This is a genomic window from Bacillus sp. T33-2 (assembly GCF_002860205.1).
Classification (GTDB): Bacteria; Bacillota; Bacilli; order Bacillales; family Cytobacillaceae; genus T33-2.
In genome coordinates this window covers 403,655-422,331 of the sequence record NZ_PGVB01000010.1, presented here as the reverse complement: position 1 = coordinate 422,331, position 18,677 = coordinate 403,655, and the positions used below count along the sequence as shown (strand labels likewise).

Genomic DNA, 18,677 nt, shown 5'->3' with positions numbered 1-18,677 from the left:
GGAGACGATGTGGGAAATGGAAAAACGTAGAGTTGTAATAACGGGCATCGGGGCAGTTTCGCCAGTCGGCAATGATGCCGAAACAGCCTGGAACAATGTGATCAACGGAGTTTCAGGAATCGGGCCTGTTACTAGATTGAATGCCGATGATTATCCGGCAAAAGTTGCTGCAGAGATAAAAGACTTTAATATAGAACAATTTATAGAAAAAAAAGAAGCAAGAAAAATGGACCGGTTTACACATTATGCAATAGCGGCCTCATTGATGGCTGTTAAAGATGCAGGCCTTGAAATCACTGATGAGAATGCCGGCCGGGTAGGGGTTTGGATCGGCTCTGGAATCGGCGGGATGGAAACGTTCGAGCAGCAGCATGAAACGTTTCTGAACAGAGGCTACCGGCGGGTCAGCCCATTCTTTGTGCCAATGATGATACCTGATATGGCAGCGGGCCAAGTATCAATTACGCTTGGTGCAAAAGGATTCAACTCATGTACCGTTACAGCATGTGCGACAGGAACAAATTCCATTGGCGATGCCTTCAAGGTTATCCAGCGGGGGGATGCCGATGCGATGATTTCCGGCGGTGCAGAAGCTCCGATTACGAAAATGGCTTTTGCAGGTTTTTGTGCTAATACAGCCCTTTCTACCAATCACGACCCGCAAAAGGCGAGCCGCCCGTTCGATAAAAACCGGGATGGCTTCGTGATGGGGGAAGGCGCTGGAATCGTCGTACTTGAAGAACTTGAGCACGCCCTTGCAAGAGGAGCAAAAATTTATGCCGAAATCGTAGGCTACGGAGCAACTGGCGATGCCTACCACATTACGGCTCCCGCCCCTGAAGGCGAAGGTGGTGCCAGGGCAATGAAAATGGCGATTGACGACGCGGGGATGAAGCCCGAAGAAGTTGGCTATATCAATGCCCACGGTACAAGTACAGAGTATAATGATAAATTTGAGACGATGGCAATTAAGGCCGTATTCGGTGAACATGCTTACAAGCTTGCTGTCAGCTCCACAAAATCGATGACTGGGCATCTGCTCGGGGCGGCTGGAGGCATCGAGGCCATTTTTACGGTGCTTGCATTAAAAGAAGGAATTCTTCCGCCAACCATCAATTATGAAACTCCCGATCCAGAGTGTGATCTCGACTACGTGCCGAACGAAGCCCGGAGGCAGGAAATTAAAGCAGCCATCAGCAATTCCCTTGGATTCGGCGGCCATAACGCAACAATTGCATTCCGGAAATATGAATAAAATAAGAATAACTTTCCCGGCCACAGTATTTGTACTGTGGCCGTATTAATTATGGTAATATTTCCTTTCAGTTCCAAATAAAAACAGCTACTGGGAATAAAACAGCAGTTAGTGGGATTATAAAAAAATTACCGGGATTATAATGCGATTTACCGGGAATAAATGTGCAGTTGCCGGGATAATAATTTTTCACCGTGCAATCAGGTATGCAATTTTCGATGTATTTGTAGCTGTTTCGCGGCATATAATCATAAATCTGCTGACAACTAAATTTATTTAAGCAAAAACATCAAAATTTCCGCTGATTTATGCCAAAAATCCCACAAAAGTTTGACAGCCTTCAAGCAGGTCCCCACTGTTTGTGGAAAAAGAGGAAGACAGCTTTTTCTGACCATTTAGCAAGAACGAAACGAGCAAAAATCCCATAAAATATCCATGGAAATATTCATTATGGGAAGGGAGGGAAGAAATTGGGGTAGAAGAAACGGAATTGTGGCTGGACCGTCAATTTGAAAATCCGGTGAGGATATGTAACAGCCTGATGCAAGGCTTTGAAGAAAAACATCCGCGCGCTGTATATCACCAGCTGCTCAAATTCGGCATGTACAAGCCGAACAGGAGCAACTGGGAAGTTTATAAAAAATTGAAAGAGAACAATATTTGGCAAACCGTCGATAAACTCTTTAAAAAATATCAGGCACAATGGAAAGGCCCCGATATACCTGTATACATTTTTCCGCTGGACACATCAAACAAACAGCTTGTCAAAGCTGGAAACAGCAAATCAGGTGTTTCTTTTAAGGATAAATTATTTTTGTTTTTAACACCGCTTGAGGATGAAAAAGAGCTGGAGGCCCTGTTTGTGCATGAATACCACCATGTGTGCCGTATGAACAAACAAAAAAGAGAAATTAGTGATTACACACTACTTGATTCAATGGTGATGGAAGGACTCGCAGAGCACGCTGTAGGAAAAAACTGCGGGAAACAATATCAGGCAAAATGGTGCGACTCTATCCCGGTGGAAGAGATTGCCCGATACTGGCGAAAGGACCTTGCCCCGAATCTGTCAGTAAAAAAAGACACACGCCTGCATGATGAGCTTCTTTTCGGCCTTGCAACCTATCCGAAACTGCTGGGATATGCAGCCGGCTTTGAAATCGTGAAGCAATACAAACGCCGGGAAAATATTTCAGATAAAGCATCTTTTTTAGTCCCTGCAACCGAGTTTATAAAATCATTAAATTTGTAGCGTGCCCGGAAATAAGGGCTTTTTTTATTTTAAGAGATGGATAGGACTTCACGGCCAGATTGAAACAGAGATCCGCAATTCTTTCGGATCCTAACATAGTGTTTGTCATCATGGAACGATACTCCCATACATATCATCAAATTATCCTTCATATATATGTAAAAAATGTACAGGCTGGAGTGGGGTACATGTATCGGCATTTTAAAAACTGTTGCCGTCATTATAAGAGCCATGGGTTTTAGGATTGTCATGCTTTTTATCGGCTTTAGTGTGGCTGTATTCGGTGGCGTTACCATCATTGCCTATTTAAACTTTCTCATTGCTGGGCATGAATTTAGGGAGCTTTTTTCATTCATTGTCTCAAGACCTGAGTGCTATGCGCTGCCTGCAGGGATTGTGATCATTGGGACGAGCATTTTCCCTTCCGGAAAACGGCGGCAATAGGAGTGATTCTTAAAGCGCTCAAATAAGGAATAATTTTACTTCCGTCTGACCATACTGATTGACAAACAGTTTCTGGAAGTGAGGGGTTAGATTCATGTTATATCTTCATGATGTTTGGGTGAACTGGTTTGAAGGGGAAGAAAACGGATACAATGTGTGCCATTTTCATGAATGGAGAAAAGAGGACGGGGTAGAACTTCTGGACCAGGTTCCTCTCCTTCATGTTGACAGCCTTTTATTTAACTATATTGAGAATGACCTGGCAGATTTGCCTCAACAACTTCTGGATGATATTTACAAAAAGGCTTACCTCAGGAAAAATCATGAACGGACCCAGCTTGATTATTGTTTCGTAGCGTCGGACGGGACTGGAATCCTTGCAGTCGATACAATCGGTTACAATATTCCCATCAGGAAAAGCCGCCTCATTCCCAGGCAGGAACAACTGGTGTATGAAATGCTGGAAAATCAGGACAAAACCCGCTATTCATTCAACCCGGCATCAGCCCCGAAAGATTTCCATATACTCTCACCAGAGCCTAGACTCATGTCAGGACTCACCAGAAAGGAACGGCAATTGAAGCAGCTGTTATTCATGGCTCTCGACCAGCTTCATTCGTCGAAAAACGTAGCCGAAATAAGGTACTGGTATACCGAATGGAGCCCTGAACGTTACAGGGACATCCAGGAGATGAGCTTTGAGGAGGCATGGCAGCAATTATATGCAGATGCAAAGTCAGGATGGTCCCAAAGACACGCCACCTTCTGCGAAAACTTAATAAAAGGGCAGCCATTCTTCGAAAAATTATGGGAGATGGAGCACGGCCCGAAGGTGAATTAAAGAAGGAGCTGATTGGGATCAGCTCCTTTTGGTTGTGAAACACTATTTTCTTTTCCTCCCAAGCCCCATGGCATTTTCCATTTTCTTCAGCATTTTTTGCGCTGTCCGATTCGCTTTCTCTGCTCCGCGGTCCAAAATCTCATCCAATTCTTCGGATTCCATCAATTCATTGTATCTGTTCTGGATTGGCAGGAACTCATTGATCAGCGCTTCCGCCATGTCTGCTTTAAACTGCCCGTATCCTTTGCCTTCATATTGGTTTACAAGTTCGGAAACCGGTTTGCCTGCAATGATTGAATAGATGGTGAGAAGGTTGGAAATCCCCGGCCTGTTTTCTTTGTCAAACGCTATCGTGCCGACAGAATCAGTCACCGCACTTTTGATTTTCTTTTCAATCGTCTTCGGATCATCAAGAATGCTAATAAAGGCTTTTTTGTTGGGATCTGACTTGCTCATTTTTTTCGTTGGATCCTGAAGGGACATGATCCGCGCGCCCTCCTTGGGAATCCGTACATCAGGAATAGTGAAAATGTCGTTATATTTTTTGTTGAATCGCTCTGCCAGATCCCTCGTGAGCTCAAGATGCTGCTTCTGGTCCTCGCCTACAGGCACAAGGTCTGTACTGTAGAGAAGGATATCTGCTGCCATTAACGGCGGGTACGTCAGCAGCCCTGCTGACACAGCTTCCTTTCCTGCGGACTTGTCCTTGAACTGGGTCATTCTTTCCAGTTCGCCGATATACGCGACACACTGCATCATCCATCCTGCCTGGGCATGGGCCGGAACCTCCGACTGGATGAACAGGGTCGCCCTTTCAGGATCAATTCCAACCGCAACATACAATGCTGCCAGGCTGCGGATATTATTCCGTAAAACGAGCCGGTCCTGCGGGACGGTGATCGCATGTTCATCAACAATGCAGAAATAACAATTGTATTCATTCTGCAGCTCGACAAACTGTTTCATTGCCCCGATATAATTCCCAAGTGTGATTGTGCCGCTGGGCTGGATGCCGGAAAAAATGGTCTTCATTTAAATCCTCCTATTGTTGTATATCGGCAGACAAGATTTTGGAATCGGGACAGAGTAATTTTGTGAAATAAAAAAACCATCCGCCCGCTTAAATAGGGACGAATGGTCCGTGCTGCCACCCTAATTACTCCATAAAGAGTCACTCTGTTCCACTGGACATTGCCAGGGGAGCCTCATAACGCGGGCTAAACGCCAGGGCTTACTCAGTAAAAAAAAATTTTCTTCCCTGGAGCTCAAAAGTCCATTCCATCCGCCTGGTTGTTTGTTTCCAGCAGCCACAAACTCTCTGATAACCGATGGGCGAATGTACTCCTCTTTCTCTCAGCCGATTTACTAAACTTATTATAAAATAAAATAACCGATTTTTTTCCAAAAATCAAGGAGCCGATGCAAAAACGGACAATTTGCCTTTTCAAGTGTTCCAGAAATTATTTCAGAATAGGGTGATAGAGATTACTTCATGGCTAAAAGCTGATTATGCCGGGTTCTATTAAAAATCATTTTCAGAAATTATAATTTTATTCGCAAAATCCTACTTGCAATAAATTTTTAAACTCATTATAATAAACGTAACAAACGAATCTTAACGTATTTGTAACATTTCCTCAAAAAACTGTATTACTCAGGAAGTATTATAGGTTTATATTTTGCTAGGAGATTTAAAAACAATATAAACCTATTTTTTTTTGTTACTTTTAAATAGTCAGCCAATTCACATAACTTAAATTGACAGATTATTTAAGCAATATACCTGAGATGTACAGTTGTTTGTGGAAGGATGGACAACGGTGGTTCGTTTGGCGTAAAAATATATAAGGGGGTAATACCGTGAAGAAAAGGTTTTCTATCTTCTTCAGCATGTTGCTAGTTCTCAGCATGTTCCTTGCTGCGTGCAGCGGAGGTGACGAGGCTGGTAAAAGCGGAGAAGGCGAAGGAAGCAAGGAAAGCACCAAGCCACAGGAAATGCGCGTAAACATCAACTCTGAGCCATTTTCATTAAACCCAGGTTTAGCGAATGATGCAACTTCTGGTGGTGTATTATTACAAACTTTTGAAGGTTTGACCCGTATTGACCAGGACGGAAAGCCGCAGCCAGCGATGGCAGAGGAAATCACTCCGTCAGAAGACTTGAAGAAATATACATTCAAACTTCGTGATGCTAAATGGTCCAACGGAGACCCTGTAACAGCCCAGGATTTTGAATATGCCTGGAAATGGGCCCTTGACCCGGCAAATGAATCACAATATGCTTACCAGCTGTACTATGTAAAAGGAGCCCAGGCTGCTAATGATCCTGAAGTCAAAGCACCTCTTGATCAAGTTGGCGTAAAGGCTATCGATGACAAAACTCTGGAAGTTGAGCTTGAAAACCCAACTCCTTACTTCCTTGAGCTGACAGCTTTCTATACTTATTTCCCAGTCAACAGCAAGGTTGCCCAGGCTAATCCAAAATGGCACACTGAAGCTGGTGACGACTATGTTTCCAACGGTCCTTTCAAAATGACTGAATGGTCCCACAGCGACAAAATCGTCATTGAAAAGAACGAAAACTATTGGGATGCCAAGAACGTAAAGCTTGAAAAAGTAGAAATGTTCATGATCAACGATCCTAACACCGAGCTTTCCATGTTCGAAAACGGTGAGTTGGACTGGGCTGGTTCTCCATTCGGAACACTGCCGACAGACGTCCTTCCACAGTTGAAAGACCAGGGCAACCTGAATATCAAACCAATCGCCGGTACTTACTGGTACAAGTTCCAAACTGAAAAGCCGCCATTGAACAACAAAAATATCCGTAAAGCTTTGTCTTATGCGATCGACCGTAAGGCAATCGTTGAAAATATCACTCAGGGCGGACAGATTCCTGCGATGGCTGCTGTTCCTCCATCCATGATCAAAGAAAACGAAAAAGGCTATTTCAAGGATAATGATGCTGCAAAGGCAAAAGAATTCCTTGACGCAGGTTTGAAAGAACTTGGCCTAAAAGACGCTTCTGAACTGCCGCCAATCAAGATTTCTTACAACACAAGCGAAGCACACCAGAAGATTGCCCAGGCAATCCAGGATATGTGGAAGAAAGAGCTTGGCGTAGAAGTTTCACTTGACAATGCTGAATGGCAGGTTTACATCAGCAAGCTGCACGAAGGTGACTTCCAGGTTGGACGTATGGGCTGGTTGGGAGACTTTAACGACCCGATCAACTTCCTTGAATTGTTCCGCGACAAAGACGGCGGTAACAACGATACTAAATGGGAGCATCCTGAATTCAAACAGCTTCTGATCGATTCACAAAAAGAAAGTGATCCAGACAAACGTCTTCAAATGCTGAAAGACGCTGAAAAGATCTTTGTCGATGAAATGCCAGTTGCACCAATTTACTTCTACACTAACGCTTGGGTACAGAACGAAAGCGTAAAGAATGTAGTTGTATCCGGTCTTGGCGATGTGCAATTAAAGTGGGCTCATATTGAATAAGAGCCGCAATAATTGAATGTTTTGAAACAGAGGTATATGGGGTTTTCTGCCCATATACCTTCGTTTCTGATTATAGCTTTATCCAGTTATGGAGGTGTGTCAATTGGCAAAGTATATCGCGAGGCGATTGCTGTACATGCTCATTTCTCTCTACTTGATTGTTACAGCAACGTTTTTCTTAATGAGAATGGCACCAGGAAATCCTTTTGCATCAGAAAGGGCAACGTCTGCTGAAATCATGGCAAGCTTAAATGCCCACTATGGACTCGACCAGCCGTGGTATGTCCAGTATGGCGAGTACTTGGTGAAAGTTGCCCAATTTGATTTTGGTCCATCATTTAAATATAAATCACGGGAAGTAAATGACTTAATCAGTGACGGTTTTCCGATTTCACTTGCACTTGGTTTAGAAGCTATTTTGATAGCAGTCTCTTTTGGCGTATTACTAGGAGTAATAGCTGCTTTAAGGCACAATAAGTGGCAGGATTATACGGCAATGGTCATCGCCGTTTTAGGCATATCGGTGCCAAGCTTTATCATGGCAACATTTTTACAGTATTTCCTTGCAATAAAACTGGGGCTTTTCCCGGTTGCGAGATTAGAATCATTCATGCATTCAGTTTTGCCGGCGTTGGCGCTTGCATCCACGCCTATGGCATTCGTGGCGCGTTTGACCCGCTCCAGCATGCTCGAAGTATTAAGCAACGATTATATCAGGACAGCAAAATCAAAAGGCCTCAGCCAGGGTGTGATTACTGTTAAACACACAATCCGTAATGCCCTGCTTCCAGTTGTTTCATACATGGGGCCATTGTCCGCCGGAATCATCACAGGAAGCTTCGTCATCGAAAAAATCTTTGGGATTCCGGGATTAGGATCACACTTTGTACTTAGTATCGCTAACCGTGATTACACAGTTATCATGGGTGTTACTGTTTTCTATTCAATTATCCTGTTAGCCTCTATTCTCCTTGTCGACATTGCGTATGGTTTAATCGACCCGCGCATTAAGCTGGCTGGCGGAAAGAAAGGAGAATAATCATGCAGCAACCACAACTATCAAATGATAAATTTAAGATTGTAGGCGCAAGAGCTTCAGAAGCTGAAAAAATTTCAAAGCCAAGTCTTTCATTCTGGAAAGACGTGGCCATTCGATTCCGAAAAAACAAGCTTGCTATGTTTGGTTTGGTTTTGCTTTTCATCCTTATCTTCATGGCAATCTTTGGACCATATATGACCGAGCACAGCTATAGGGCTAACGATTTGACGAACACTAACAAGCCGCCTTCTAGTGAACATTGGTTTGGCACTGATGACCTCGGGCGCGATGTGTTTGCCCGCGTCTGGTATGGTGCCCGCATTTCCCTGTTCATAGGGGTCGCAGCAGCGCTTACTGACCTGATAATCGGAGTGTTATGGGGCGGCATTGCCGGGTACAAAGGCGGACGTACTGATGAATTCATGATGCGTTTTGCCGATATTTTATGGGGTGTCCCTTATCTTTTACTAGTAATCTTGTTAATGGTCGTATTGGGTCAGGGATTGGGAACCATGATTCTTGCGATGACCATAACCGGCTGGATTAACATGGCAAGGATTGTACGTGGACAAGTCCTGTCATTGAAAAATCAAGAATATGTTTTGGCATCCCGCACATTGGGGGCAGACGTAAACCGTATCATGAGCAAGCATTTAATCCCAAATACGATGGGGCCAATTCTTGTTACAATGACTTTAACTGTGCCATCTGCGATTTTTACTGAAGCATTCTTAAGCTTCCTCGGCCTCGGGCTGACTCCTCCACTGGCGAGCTGGGGTTCAATGGCTTCCGACGGCCTGCCGGCAATCAGGTATTATCCATGGCGTTTGTTCTTCCCGGCGATATTCATCAGTTTAACGATTTTCGCATTTAATGTTATTGGTGACGGGATGCGCGATGCATTAGATCCAAGATTACGGAAATAGGGGAGTGAGAGAAAATGGAAAAAATTCTTGAAGTAAAAGATTTAGAGGTCTCATTCCAAACATATGGTGGAGAAGTGAAAGCCGTCCGCGGTGTCAACTTTGACCTGTATAAAGGTGAAACCTTGGCGATAGTTGGTGAATCCGGCTCCGGTAAATCTGTTACGACACAGACGATCATGAAACTGATTCCGATGCCGCCTGGCAAAATAAAAAAAGGCCAGATCCTCTTTAATGGGGATGATATCGTTCGTAAAACGGATAAACAAATGGAAAAGGTCCGCGGAAAAGAAATCAGCATGATTTTCCAGGATCCTATGACATCCTTAAATCCTACAATGAAGGTTGGCCGCCAAATTATGGAGGGCCTGATCAAGCACCAAAACATGTCTACTGCATCGGCCCAGGAGCGGGCAGTTGAACTTCTCCGCCTCGTTGGAATCCCGATGCCTGAGAAGCGTGTAAACCAGTATCCGCACGAATTTTCCGGCGGTATGAGACAGCGGGTCATGATCGCGATTGCGCTTGCTGCCAATCCTAAGCTGTTGATTGCAGATGAGCCTACAACTGCGCTTGACGTTACAATTCAGGCTCAGATTCTCGAGCTGATGAAGGACCTTCAAGCCAAAATGGATACATCGATTATATTCATAACACACGACCTAGGCGTTGTAGCGAACGTAGCAGACCGTGTAGCTGTCATGTATGCAGGCCAAATCGTGGAGATGGGCACAGTAGACGAGATTTTCTATGATCCCCGCCATCCATATACCTGGGGCCTTCTTGCATCCATGCCAAGCCTTGAAAATGATGATAAATCTGAGCTTGCGGCAATCCCGGGCACCCCTCCGGATTTGACCAATCCGCCAAAAGGGGATGCCTTTGCTGCAAGAAACCCATATGCACTGGCAATCGATTTTGAAGAGGAACCGCCAATGTTCCAAATCTCGGAAACTCATTTTGCAAAGACATGGCTGCTTCATCCAGATGCGCCTAAAGTCGAGCCGCCTGAAGCGGTGCAAAGGCGTATCCGCAAGCTATCCTCCACCTTTGAAAAGCCTGTTTTAGTGAAGGAGGGTAAATAATGGCTGAAAAATTGCTTGAAATAAAAAATTTGAAACAACACTTTAATGTAGGCCGTCCTAACATGGTTAAGGCTGTTGACGGGATCTCTTTTGATATTTATAAAGGGGAAACGCTCGGTTTAGTTGGTGAGTCCGGCTGCGGAAAATCCACAACAGGACGCACGATCATCCGCCTTTATGATGCTACAGACGGCGAAGTATTGTTAAATGGCGAAAATGTGCATGGCAGAAAGTCTAAAAAAGAGCTTAAAAAGTTCAACCGCCAGATGCAAATGATTTTCCAGGATCCTTACGCTTCGCTGAATCCCCGGATGACGGTTGCCGATATTATCGCTGAGGGCATTGATATCCACGGCCTTGCGAAAAGCAAGAAGGAACGTATGGAAAGGGTATATGAACTTCTCGCAACTGTAGGGTTGAACAAGGAACACGCCAACCGTTATCCGCACGAATTTTCCGGAGGCCAAAGGCAGCGTATCGGCATTGCACGTGCGCTTGCCGTTGAACCTGAATTTATCATTGCGGACGAGCCTATCTCGGCTCTTGACGTGTCCATCCAGGCCCAGGTTGTCAACCTGATGAAAAAACTGCAGCGTGAAAAAGGATTGACGTACTTGTTCATTGCCCATGACTTGTCGATGGTAAAATATATCAGCGACAGGATTGGTGTAATGTACTACGGGAAGCTGGTCGAGCTGGCACCAGCGGAAGTTCTGTACAAGAACCCGCTTCACCCATACACGCAATCACTATTATCAGCGATCCCCCGTCCAGATCCAGAGTCTGAACGCTCGCGCCGGAGAAAATCATACGACCCGAACGTACACCAGTACGCAGACGGTGAAGTAGTAGAGATGCGCGAAGTCGCCCCGGGACACTTTGTATTTTGCTCGGAAAAGGAATTAAAGCAGTATAAGGCCGGCTATAAACATTAATTCATGAACGATCTCAATCATTTGAGATCGTTTTTTTCATTTATGGGTCATTTTTATAATGTATGGAATGATATGCCAATTTATGATTTCATATCTAAAGTTGTCGAAAGTGGGTATGATAGATTATGAGATTATGAGTTTTTATAAAAAAGGATCCAGTGGAAAGGGGCAAGTGGATGAACTTCTACAATGCGGCGGCGGCAGTGATTTTATTGGCTGGCTTATCAGGCTGCCGGCAGGCTGGTGCGGAGGGTGAGGTCCGGAGTGAACCCGGTCAGCAGGTAAAGCGGGAATCAGTGCCAATGGAAAAAGAGCTTCCGAAGCAAACGGAAAGATTTAAGTTCGATCCTGGTGTTAATTTTACATATCCAGATGCTGTGAGGGGTCTATACGTTACCGGTCATTCGGCAGGAGGAGAGAAATTTTCGAGGCTTACATCCCTGATAGACCAAACAGACCTGAACGCCATGGTCATAGATATTAAAGATGACAGGGGGAACCTTACATACATCCCGGAAGAAGCTTCAACATTTAACCAAATAGCACAGCCATATATAAAAGACCCCCGGCAAATGATAAAAACATTGGAACATAAGCAAATTTATCCAATTGCAAGAGTGGTAGTGTTCAAGGATTCTGTCCTGGCAAACAACAAACCGGAATGGTCATTCAAGGAAGGCGATGCAGTCTGGAAAAACGGGCGGGGCGAGTCATTTGTCAATCCGTTTGTTAAAGAAGTATGGGATTATAATGTGGGCGTAGCGATTGAAGCAGCGAAACTGGGATTTCAGGAGATTCAATTCGACTATGTCCGGTTTCCGGAAGGGTTTGAGAATCGGGATACATCATTGACATATTCCAGTGGGGATTATGACAAAATGAATCTGGACAACGTGCAAAAACGTGTGCAGGCCGTTACAGATTTTGTGGCATATGCGAGGGAAAAGCTTAAGCCGTACGGAGTTAAGGTTTCGGTGGACATATTTGGCTATACAGCGACTTTGCCGGAAGCGCCAGGTATCGGACAAAACTTTTCCAAAATATCAGAGAACGTTGATGTGATTTCATCAATGATCTATCCGAGCCACTGGACTTCCTATTTTGGGATTGCGAAACCTGATACACAACCATACCGGATAGTGCATGAATATGCAAAACTGGAGAAGGAAAAGCTGTCGCAATTAAAGTCTCCGCCGGTTTCACGCCCTTGGATCCAGGACTTCACCGCATCTTGGCTGGGGAATGGGAATTACATGCCATACGGGAAAGCAGAAGTGGAAGCACAGATTCGTGCATTGAACGAGCAGGGCATTAAGGAATTCCTGCTGTGGAATGCAAGCAATAATTACACCGATGGGGTGGATTACTCGCCATAAAGAACAGAAACAAATGACAAAGCCTGAATAAATGAATCTCAGGCTTTGTCATACGTATCATATACTTGTGGTGCAATTTATTTCTTGTTCCCCCCGACTGCTTTCCAGCCGGTTTGAACCCTTTCAGACTGGTCAACAAATTCCGATTTGCGTTTACCGCCAAAGAACTTTTCCCCGATTCCGTTTGTCAGCACTCCCATGACTGCAGTAATTCCGACAACGAGCACAGCAACTATCGTTAAATCCAATATGTAGCCACCCATGATAACCCTCCATCAGTCTATTTCACAACAATGTGATAAGAAATGCATGATCCCCGTACACTTATATTTTAAAAGATATTCAGCCGCATTAAAAGAAATAAATGAACAAATACTTTTTACAAAAGAGGGACGGCCCAAGCTTATATGAGCTTGCTCAAATAATGGAAAAGGAGTATATGGCATGCATTGGTATGAAAAATTAAATCAATATTTCCCTGTTGAAGAAATGAAATCGAAGGAGCATATGGAGACACTGCTGAAGGAAAGGTCCGACATTTACCATAAAGATGAAGGTCCCCACCACGTGTTGATGTATGCAGAGCTGGATGACTTTGTCTTTATCGATTACCTGTTTGTGTCAAAAAATGCAAGGGGCCAGGGACTTGGACACCAATTACTGGATAAGCTCAAGGAGAAAGGGAAGCCCATCATCCTTGAAGTTGAACCCGTAAACTACCAGGACTCGGACACTGAAAAGCGGCTCCGGTTTTACAAGCGGGAAGGTTTCGAGCATGCAAGGGCGATAGGATATGAACGAAGGTCGCTGGCCACCAAAGAAATAAATGCGATGGAAATTCTTTATTGGGCTCCAGAGGGGGAAACGGAACAAGCGGTTTTTGAAGCAATGACGAAAACCTACGATTTAATCCACACTTATAAAGATCAACAATTTTACGGGGAGCGTTATCAGCCTGCAGAAGAGGTCCTAACCTTTGATGAGGACAGGGAAAGCAGGAATTTGCTTCGCGACCTTTAAGATGGAACGAAGTACGCTGTAATAATGGATACGTTTTCATTTTGAGGATTACAGATGAGAATGAAAAAAGATTAAAAATTATGTTTATAAGATCGATAACAGGGGTATTTAAAAAAAGATTATTTATAAAAAAAGATTTTTATGGCTTACGGTCGGAAATTTGTAAATATAAACGAATGATATTGTACAATCCGTGAAAGAGGGCGATGAAAAAGTTTATAAAAAATGAAATTTTAGCCAATCAGTTCGTCTTATTATTTGGAAAGCCAAAAATGCTTACATAGTTTTTTAAAAAAAGGGGATACCAAATCCTTTCAATATGGTGTATAATTATTAATAGAAATTACAAAATTAAAGTAATTTTAAATAACACTTTAATGCTGCAGGGCATTATATATAAAGTTATTATTAAGGGAGTGTGAATTAGTCAATGGTCACTTTATACACTTCACCAAGTTGTACTTCTTGCAGAAAAGCGAAATCATGGCTGGAAGAGCATGAGATTCCATACAGTGAGAGAAATATTTTTTCTGAACCTTTATCTATTGATGAAATTAAAGAAATCCTCCGCATGACAGAGGATGGAACAGATGAAATCATTTCTACACGTTCAAAGACGTTCCAGAAGCTTGATGTGAATCTTGAAACAATGCCTCTCCAGGATTTGTTTGAACTGATCAAGGAAAACCCAGGCTTGCTCCGCCGTCCGATCATCATCGATGAGAAGCGTTTGCAGGTTGGATATAACGAGGATGAAATCCGGCGTTTCCTTCCAAGAAAAGTCCGGACTTATCAGTTAAGGGAAGCACAGCGTTTAGTAAACTAAATAATTCAGCCTTCAATTATAAATTAGATTGAAGGCTTTTTTATTTGGAAATAATTAAACATTCCACGAACGGGAATAAATTTGAGTTTTCTGCCTAAACCTGATAAAATTTGTAGAATACTTTCATTATGTGGTAGGCATGTAATGGTTTTGCAAAATAGGTTGCATTTTATTTCCCATAATTGCAGATTTATCATAAAATAAAAGTACAAGATAATCATTATAATTTACCTTTTCTTTAAAGGGAACATAGTTGGTTCATTTTGCCGGAGAAAGGGTAACAAATATATATACAGCTGTTTACGGGGGTATTTTGTCCCTTCAATTCTTGCCTGGAAGGGAGAGATAACGAATGGAAATCGAACGCATTAATGAGAATACCGTCAAGTTTTACATTTCTTATTTTGATATAGAGGAAAGAGGCTTCGACCGGGAAGAAATCTGGTATAACCGTGAACGAAGCGAAGAACTTTTCTGGGAAATGATGGATGAAGTGCATCAGGAGGAAGAATTCGCTGTGGAAGGACCGCTCTGGATCCAGGTCCAGGCTCTTGATAAGGGGCTGGAGGTACTGGTGACAAAGGCCCAGCTATCCAAGGATGGGCAGAAATTTGAGCTGCCCGTTCCGGATGACAAGCTGAAAGATCTTCCCGTTGACGAACGGATCGAGGAATTGCTCGACCAACATTTCAACCCTAACGCTGAGGCGGACGAAATATATGATGAAGAGGAAAGCCTTGAATTTCTTCTTGTCTTTAACGATTTTGAAGATGTAATTGCCCTTTCAAAACGGCCAGGGCTTGAAACATTAAATACAGCGCTTCATAACCTTGATGGCAAGTATTATTTATATATTGAGTTCCCGGAAGATTCATTCGAGGATGAAGATGAAATAGATAATATTCTAAGCATCCTTCTTGAATACGGCCAGGAATCGACAATGACAATATACCGCCTTGAAGAGTATGGGAAGAAGATAATCGAGCAGGATGTTTTCAGTGTGTTAAGAAAACACTTCTCTTGATTGAAAACCGATTTCAGCAGTGGAATCGGTTTTTTCATGCAATAAAGGTGAATCCTTTTGAGAATTCGTCCGTAAGTTAGGTATTATATAGTTAATGTTTGGTGAATTTTGGCTTTTAGTTTTATCGAAAAAGTGCCAAGAGAGAGCCTGAAAATGCAGGCCGTAAAAGAAATACAGGTGATAGACATGAAGAATACCGTCAAAGTTTTACTTTTTATAGCAATTCTTGCAGCCGTGTATTATTTATTCAACAGCCAACTGAAAGGCGGGTTTTTTGGATATGGAAGTTTATTTATTACACTGTCCGTAGTGTTTATCGGATTCGTGATCTCACTCGAGAACCGCCATCCGGCCCAGACTTTGACCTGGTTGATTGTACTTGGAAGCTTTCCGCTGCTTGGCTTTATTTTTTATATATTATTTGGCCGCAATTACCGAAAGGAAAAAATGTTTCGCCGTAAATACTTTCTCGATAAGCAAGCTTTCCTGAAGATTGAAGGGGAGGGAGGCCAGGCAAATGAAGAGAAGCTAAGCAAAGCTGGCGAGCATCAGCAAAAGCTGTTCAGGCTGGCCCAAAAGCTTGGCAACAGCCCGATATCGTTTGCCACTTCTACAAAAGTGCTGACCAATGGCCAGGAAACCTTTAGCCACATTATAGAGGAACTAAAAAAAGCTACCCACCATATACACCTGGAATATTATATCGTTCGGGATAGTAAAATTGGGAATGAAATTAAAGATATACTTATTGCTAAAGCAAAAGAGGGGGTCAAGGTCCGTTTCCTTTATGATGCGGTAGGATCATGGCAGCTTTCAAAACAGTATATCAATGACATGAAAAGTGCGGGAATTGAAGTGGTTGCATTCGGCCCTGTCCGTTTGCCTTTTTTAAATAGTAAATTCAACTTCCGCAATCACCGGAAAATCATCGTGATTGATGGAACGGCTGGTTTTGTGGGCGGCCTGAACATTGGTGATGAATATCTTGGCAGGAATAAAAAATTCGGTTTCTGGAGGGACACCCATTTATTGGTGAAAGGCGAGGCAGTGCGAACCCTGCAGCTGATTTTTCTTCAGGACTGGTATTATATGTCGAACCACAGCTTCATTACAGCGGAATATCTGTCGCCAGTATTGGAGGAAAGCATTCATGGAGGTGTCCAGCTGATTGCAGGGGGACCTGATAACGAGTGGAGTGTGATCAAAAACATCTTTTTGTCGATGATTTCTTCTGCCAAGCACTCCGTGTGGATCGCTTCTCCTTATTTTATACCGGATGATGATATTTTTTCCGCAATCAAAGTGTCAGCTTTAAGTGGCTTGGATGTGAGATTGCTTGTCCCGAAAAAACCGGATAAGCGCATTGTGTTCCACGCGTCCCGGTCTTATTTTCCGGAGCTGCTTGAGGCCGGCGTAAAAGTATATGAATACGAAAAAGGCTTTATGCATAGTAAAATTGTAATCGTCGACGGCGAACTTGCATCAATCGGCACAGCCAATATGGACATGAGGAGCTTCCATTTAAACTTTGAAGTGAACGCCTTCCTTTACCGTACAGGCAGCACCAGTGATCTGGTTGCAGAGTACGAAAAGGATTTAACGGTGTCTACAGAAATTGAACTGGAGCAGTTTAAAACACGGCGATTCGGTTACCGGCTCATAGAATCAACGGCAAGGCTGCTGTCACCGTTATTATAATCCAAGCTGAAAGACCTGGCGGTGTGAGCCAGGTTTTTTTTCTTTCTCGTGGAGGATTATGTTCAGCAATAGCGAAATGATACATATAGCAATTGAAAGGAGGCAAGTGAATGTTAGTTGCAAACAGACAAAATGGCGAAAAGCTGTGCCTGGCAGATAAATGGGACAGGAATGTGCTCGCAGCCTGCAGAAACACGGAACCGTTTTTTTGCCCTCAATGTGGTGAAAAAGTAGTTCTAAAACTGGGAAGCAAGCGGATCTGGCATTTTGCCCACCAGCAGGGAAGCTGGTGCGAATCGCAGTTCGAGCGCGAATCGGAATACCATCTTGCTGGAAAGCTGGCGATGTACAGATGGCTCATAAATCAGGGAGTAAACCCGGTGCTGGAGAAATTTGACCCTTTATGCCGGCAGAAGCCGGATATTGCCTTTGTAAGGAAAGATTGCAGGTATGCTGTCGAATTCCAATGTTCGCCGATTTCCGAAGAAATTTTTGAAAAGAGGACCAATAACTATAAGCGGAACGGCTGCATCCCCCTTTGGATTCTTGGCGGAAAACAAATTAAGCGGGTTGGCGCAACCCTGGCTGACCTGAACAGTTTTCAATTCCTGTTCCTCAAACGAATGAATACAGGCTGGTTCCTTCCCGCTTTTTGTCCTGAGTCCAATCAGTTTATTTTTTTGAATAACACAGTCCCCATTTCTTCTCGCAGGATCATCTCCGGTTTTGCGGTTTTTACTCCAAAACAGCTCTCCCTTCGAGACCTCCTGGCCCCGCAAGCAAAAAAATTCCCTTTATTTCAAAAATGGAGAACTGAATTAACAAAATTCAAAACTAAATACGCGGCTTTTCGCGGCACGAGGAGAGATTTATTCCTGCAGGAACTTTACCATAACCGTCTGAACATCTTCTGCCTTCCCCCTGAAATTGGCCTTCCAATTCCCAGCAATCCATTGATAGAAACACCGCCGCTTATCTGGCAAAGCTATCTTTTTTTTGACATATTCCAATATTGTAAACCGGGAGACATTGTTCCTTTTCACAATGTATTATCAACCTTTAGAACCCGGATAAAACAGCGGCAGATCAAGCTGAGAACCATACCCTTGGCTGAAGGCGAAAGTGCCGTACGGGCAGTCCATGAGTATATGCTGCTCCTCGGGCAGACAGGCTGTTTGATGATGCTGAATCAAACAACCTTTAAAGTTATAAATGTCTTTCAAGTGCCAGGTTCAATCCCTGAGCAAATTGAGCTGGAGGATCATTTTTACAAAAAATACGGGAGTATCATAGAAAATGCCTATTAACCCGTTTTCATTCATGAATCCCGGGAAAATAGCATAAAATAGACATGGTGTTTCTGACCGAAGAACGGAAGCCGCCATCTGGTGCAAGTCCCACTTTCTTGCCTGCAGGGGCAGGATTTTGGAAAAAAAGAAAGAATTGTATTAA

Annotated in this window: 17 protein-coding genes and 1 other annotated feature; of the genes, 15 read left to right on the top strand and 2 right to left on the bottom strand. The window is 43.5% G+C overall.

Features of this window, described 5'->3' with window-relative positions:
• The first annotated feature begins 16 nt into the window (after positions 1-16).
• The 4 genes from fabF to CVD19_RS09045 all read left to right on the top strand — a co-directional run bounded on the left by fabF (position 17) and on the right by CVD19_RS09045 (position 3,792).
• Complete coding sequence (gene fabF / locus CVD19_RS09060) at positions 17-1,255, top strand: beta-ketoacyl-ACP synthase II (protein ID WP_101581654.1); 1,239 nt, start codon at positions 17-19, stop codon at positions 1,253-1,255.
• A 490-nt stretch (positions 1,256-1,745) separates the two neighbouring features.
• Positions 1,746-2,507 (top strand): DUF2268 domain-containing protein, encoded by a 762-nt coding sequence (locus CVD19_RS09055; RefSeq protein WP_257985067.1) that lies wholly within the window; start codon positions 1,746-1,748, stop codon positions 2,505-2,507.
• Positions 2,508-2,738: 231 nt separating this feature from the next.
• A complete protein-coding gene (locus CVD19_RS09050) occupies positions 2,739-2,951 on the top strand; it encodes a hypothetical protein (RefSeq protein ID WP_101581652.1) in 213 nt (70 codons plus the stop codon).
• A gap of 94 nt (positions 2,952-3,045) precedes the next feature.
• The gene (locus tag CVD19_RS09045) at positions 3,046-3,792 is read left to right on the top strand and encodes a YjbA family protein (RefSeq protein WP_101581518.1); all 747 of its coding nucleotides are present in this window, start codon (positions 3,046-3,048) and stop codon (positions 3,790-3,792) included.
• Positions 3,793-3,834: 42 nt separating this feature from the next.
• Here the strand turns inward: CVD19_RS09045 and trpS are convergent, their stop codons facing one another.
• Positions 3,835-4,824, bottom strand: coding sequence for a tryptophan--tRNA ligase (trpS, locus tag CVD19_RS09040; RefSeq protein ID WP_101581517.1), 990 nt, complete (start codon positions 4,822-4,824; stop codon positions 3,835-3,837).
• Between the two features lie 91 nt (positions 4,825-4,915).
• Positions 4,916-5,156 (bottom strand) — a binding site (T-box leader).
• Positions 5,157-5,652: 496 nt separating this feature from the next.
• Between trpS and CVD19_RS09035 the strand changes: the two genes are divergently transcribed.
• The 6 genes from CVD19_RS09035 to CVD19_RS09010 all read left to right on the top strand — a co-directional run bounded on the left by CVD19_RS09035 (position 5,653) and on the right by CVD19_RS09010 (position 12,657).
• Entirely contained in the window at positions 5,653-7,299 is a 1,647-nt protein-coding gene (locus tag CVD19_RS09035) for a peptide ABC transporter substrate-binding protein (protein WP_101581516.1), read from the top strand.
• A gap of 103 nt (positions 7,300-7,402) precedes the next feature.
• A complete protein-coding gene (locus CVD19_RS09030) occupies positions 7,403-8,338 on the top strand; it encodes an ABC transporter permease (RefSeq protein WP_101581515.1) in 936 nt (311 codons plus the stop codon).
• 2 nt (positions 8,339-8,340) lie between these two features.
• The gene (locus CVD19_RS09025) at positions 8,341-9,264 is read left to right on the top strand and encodes an ABC transporter permease (RefSeq protein ID WP_101581514.1); all 924 of its coding nucleotides are present in this window, start codon (positions 8,341-8,343) and stop codon (positions 9,262-9,264) included.
• A 14-nt stretch (positions 9,265-9,278) separates the two neighbouring features.
• Entirely contained in the window at positions 9,279-10,346 is a 1,068-nt protein-coding gene (locus CVD19_RS09020; protein WP_101581513.1) for an ABC transporter ATP-binding protein, read from the top strand.
• On the top strand, positions 10,346-11,281 hold the full coding sequence (locus CVD19_RS09015) for an ABC transporter ATP-binding protein (RefSeq protein ID WP_101581512.1): 936 nt from the start codon (positions 10,346-10,348) through the stop codon (positions 11,279-11,281). Before CVD19_RS09020 ends, CVD19_RS09015 begins: the two co-directional genes overlap by 1 nt.
• A 176-nt stretch (positions 11,282-11,457) precedes the next feature.
• The gene (locus tag CVD19_RS09010) at positions 11,458-12,657 is read left to right on the top strand and encodes a putative glycoside hydrolase (RefSeq protein ID WP_101581511.1); all 1,200 of its coding nucleotides are present in this window, start codon (positions 11,458-11,460) and stop codon (positions 12,655-12,657) included.
• Between the two features lie 77 nt (positions 12,658-12,734).
• On the opposite strand, the gene CVD19_RS09005 is transcribed toward CVD19_RS09010, so the two are convergent.
• Positions 12,735-12,920, bottom strand: a complete 186-nt coding sequence (locus CVD19_RS09005; RefSeq protein WP_101581510.1) for a hypothetical protein — start codon at positions 12,918-12,920, stop codon at positions 12,735-12,737.
• A gap of 181 nt (positions 12,921-13,101) precedes the next feature.
• Between CVD19_RS09005 and CVD19_RS09000 the strand changes: the two genes are divergently transcribed.
• From CVD19_RS09000 to CVD19_RS08980, 5 genes are all read left to right on the top strand, one after another.
• Entirely contained in the window at positions 13,102-13,677 is a 576-nt protein-coding gene (locus CVD19_RS09000) for a GNAT family N-acetyltransferase (RefSeq protein ID WP_101581509.1), read from the top strand.
• A gap of 430 nt (positions 13,678-14,107) precedes the next feature.
• A complete protein-coding gene (spxA, locus tag CVD19_RS08995) occupies positions 14,108-14,503 on the top strand; it encodes a transcriptional regulator SpxA (RefSeq protein ID WP_101581508.1) in 396 nt (131 codons plus the stop codon).
• Between the two features lie 352 nt (positions 14,504-14,855).
• Positions 14,856-15,527, top strand: a complete 672-nt coding sequence (gene mecA, locus CVD19_RS08990) for an adaptor protein MecA (RefSeq protein WP_101581507.1) — start codon at positions 14,856-14,858, stop codon at positions 15,525-15,527.
• Between the two features lie 186 nt (positions 15,528-15,713).
• Positions 15,714-17,225 (top strand): cardiolipin synthase, encoded by a 1,512-nt coding sequence (gene cls, locus CVD19_RS08985; protein WP_101581651.1) that lies wholly within the window; start codon positions 15,714-15,716, stop codon positions 17,223-17,225.
• Positions 17,226-17,335: 110 nt separating this feature from the next.
• Entirely contained in the window at positions 17,336-18,532 is a 1,197-nt protein-coding gene (locus tag CVD19_RS08980) for a competence protein CoiA (protein WP_101581506.1), read from the top strand.
• Positions 18,533-18,677 lie beyond the last annotated feature (145 nt).

Bases quoted from the DNA above. Each gene is read 5' to 3' on its own strand.
- fabF (WP_101581654.1), top strand. From the start codon at position 17: ATGGAAAAACGTAGAGTTGTAATAACGGGCATCGGGGCAGTTTCGCCA.
- CVD19_RS09050 (WP_101581652.1), top strand. From the start codon at position 2,739: ATGGGTTTTAGGATTGTCATGCTTTTTATCGGCTTTAGTGTGGCTGTA.
- CVD19_RS09045 (WP_101581518.1), top strand. From the start codon at position 3,046: ATGTTATATCTTCATGATGTTTGGGTGAACTGGTTTGAAGGGGAAGAA.
- trpS (WP_101581517.1), bottom strand. From the start codon at position 4,824: ATGAAGACCATTTTTTCCGGCATCCAGCCCAGCGGCACAATCACACTT.
- CVD19_RS09025 (WP_101581514.1), top strand. From the start codon at position 8,341: ATGCAGCAACCACAACTATCAAATGATAAATTTAAGATTGTAGGCGCA.
- CVD19_RS09020 (WP_101581513.1), top strand. From the start codon at position 9,279: ATGGAAAAAATTCTTGAAGTAAAAGATTTAGAGGTCTCATTCCAAACA.
- CVD19_RS09015 (WP_101581512.1), top strand. From the start codon at position 10,346: ATGGCTGAAAAATTGCTTGAAATAAAAAATTTGAAACAACACTTTAAT.
- CVD19_RS09010 (WP_101581511.1), top strand. From the start codon at position 11,458: ATGAACTTCTACAATGCGGCGGCGGCAGTGATTTTATTGGCTGGCTTA.
- CVD19_RS09005 (WP_101581510.1), bottom strand. From the start codon at position 12,920: ATGGGTGGCTACATATTGGATTTAACGATAGTTGCTGTGCTCGTTGTC.
- CVD19_RS09000 (WP_101581509.1), top strand. From the start codon at position 13,102: ATGCATTGGTATGAAAAATTAAATCAATATTTCCCTGTTGAAGAAATG.
- spxA (WP_101581508.1), top strand. From the start codon at position 14,108: ATGGTCACTTTATACACTTCACCAAGTTGTACTTCTTGCAGAAAAGCG.
- mecA (WP_101581507.1), top strand. From the start codon at position 14,856: ATGGAAATCGAACGCATTAATGAGAATACCGTCAAGTTTTACATTTCT.
- cls (WP_101581651.1), top strand. From the start codon at position 15,714: ATGAAGAATACCGTCAAAGTTTTACTTTTTATAGCAATTCTTGCAGCC.
- CVD19_RS08980 (WP_101581506.1), top strand. From the start codon at position 17,336: ATGTTAGTTGCAAACAGACAAAATGGCGAAAAGCTGTGCCTGGCAGAT.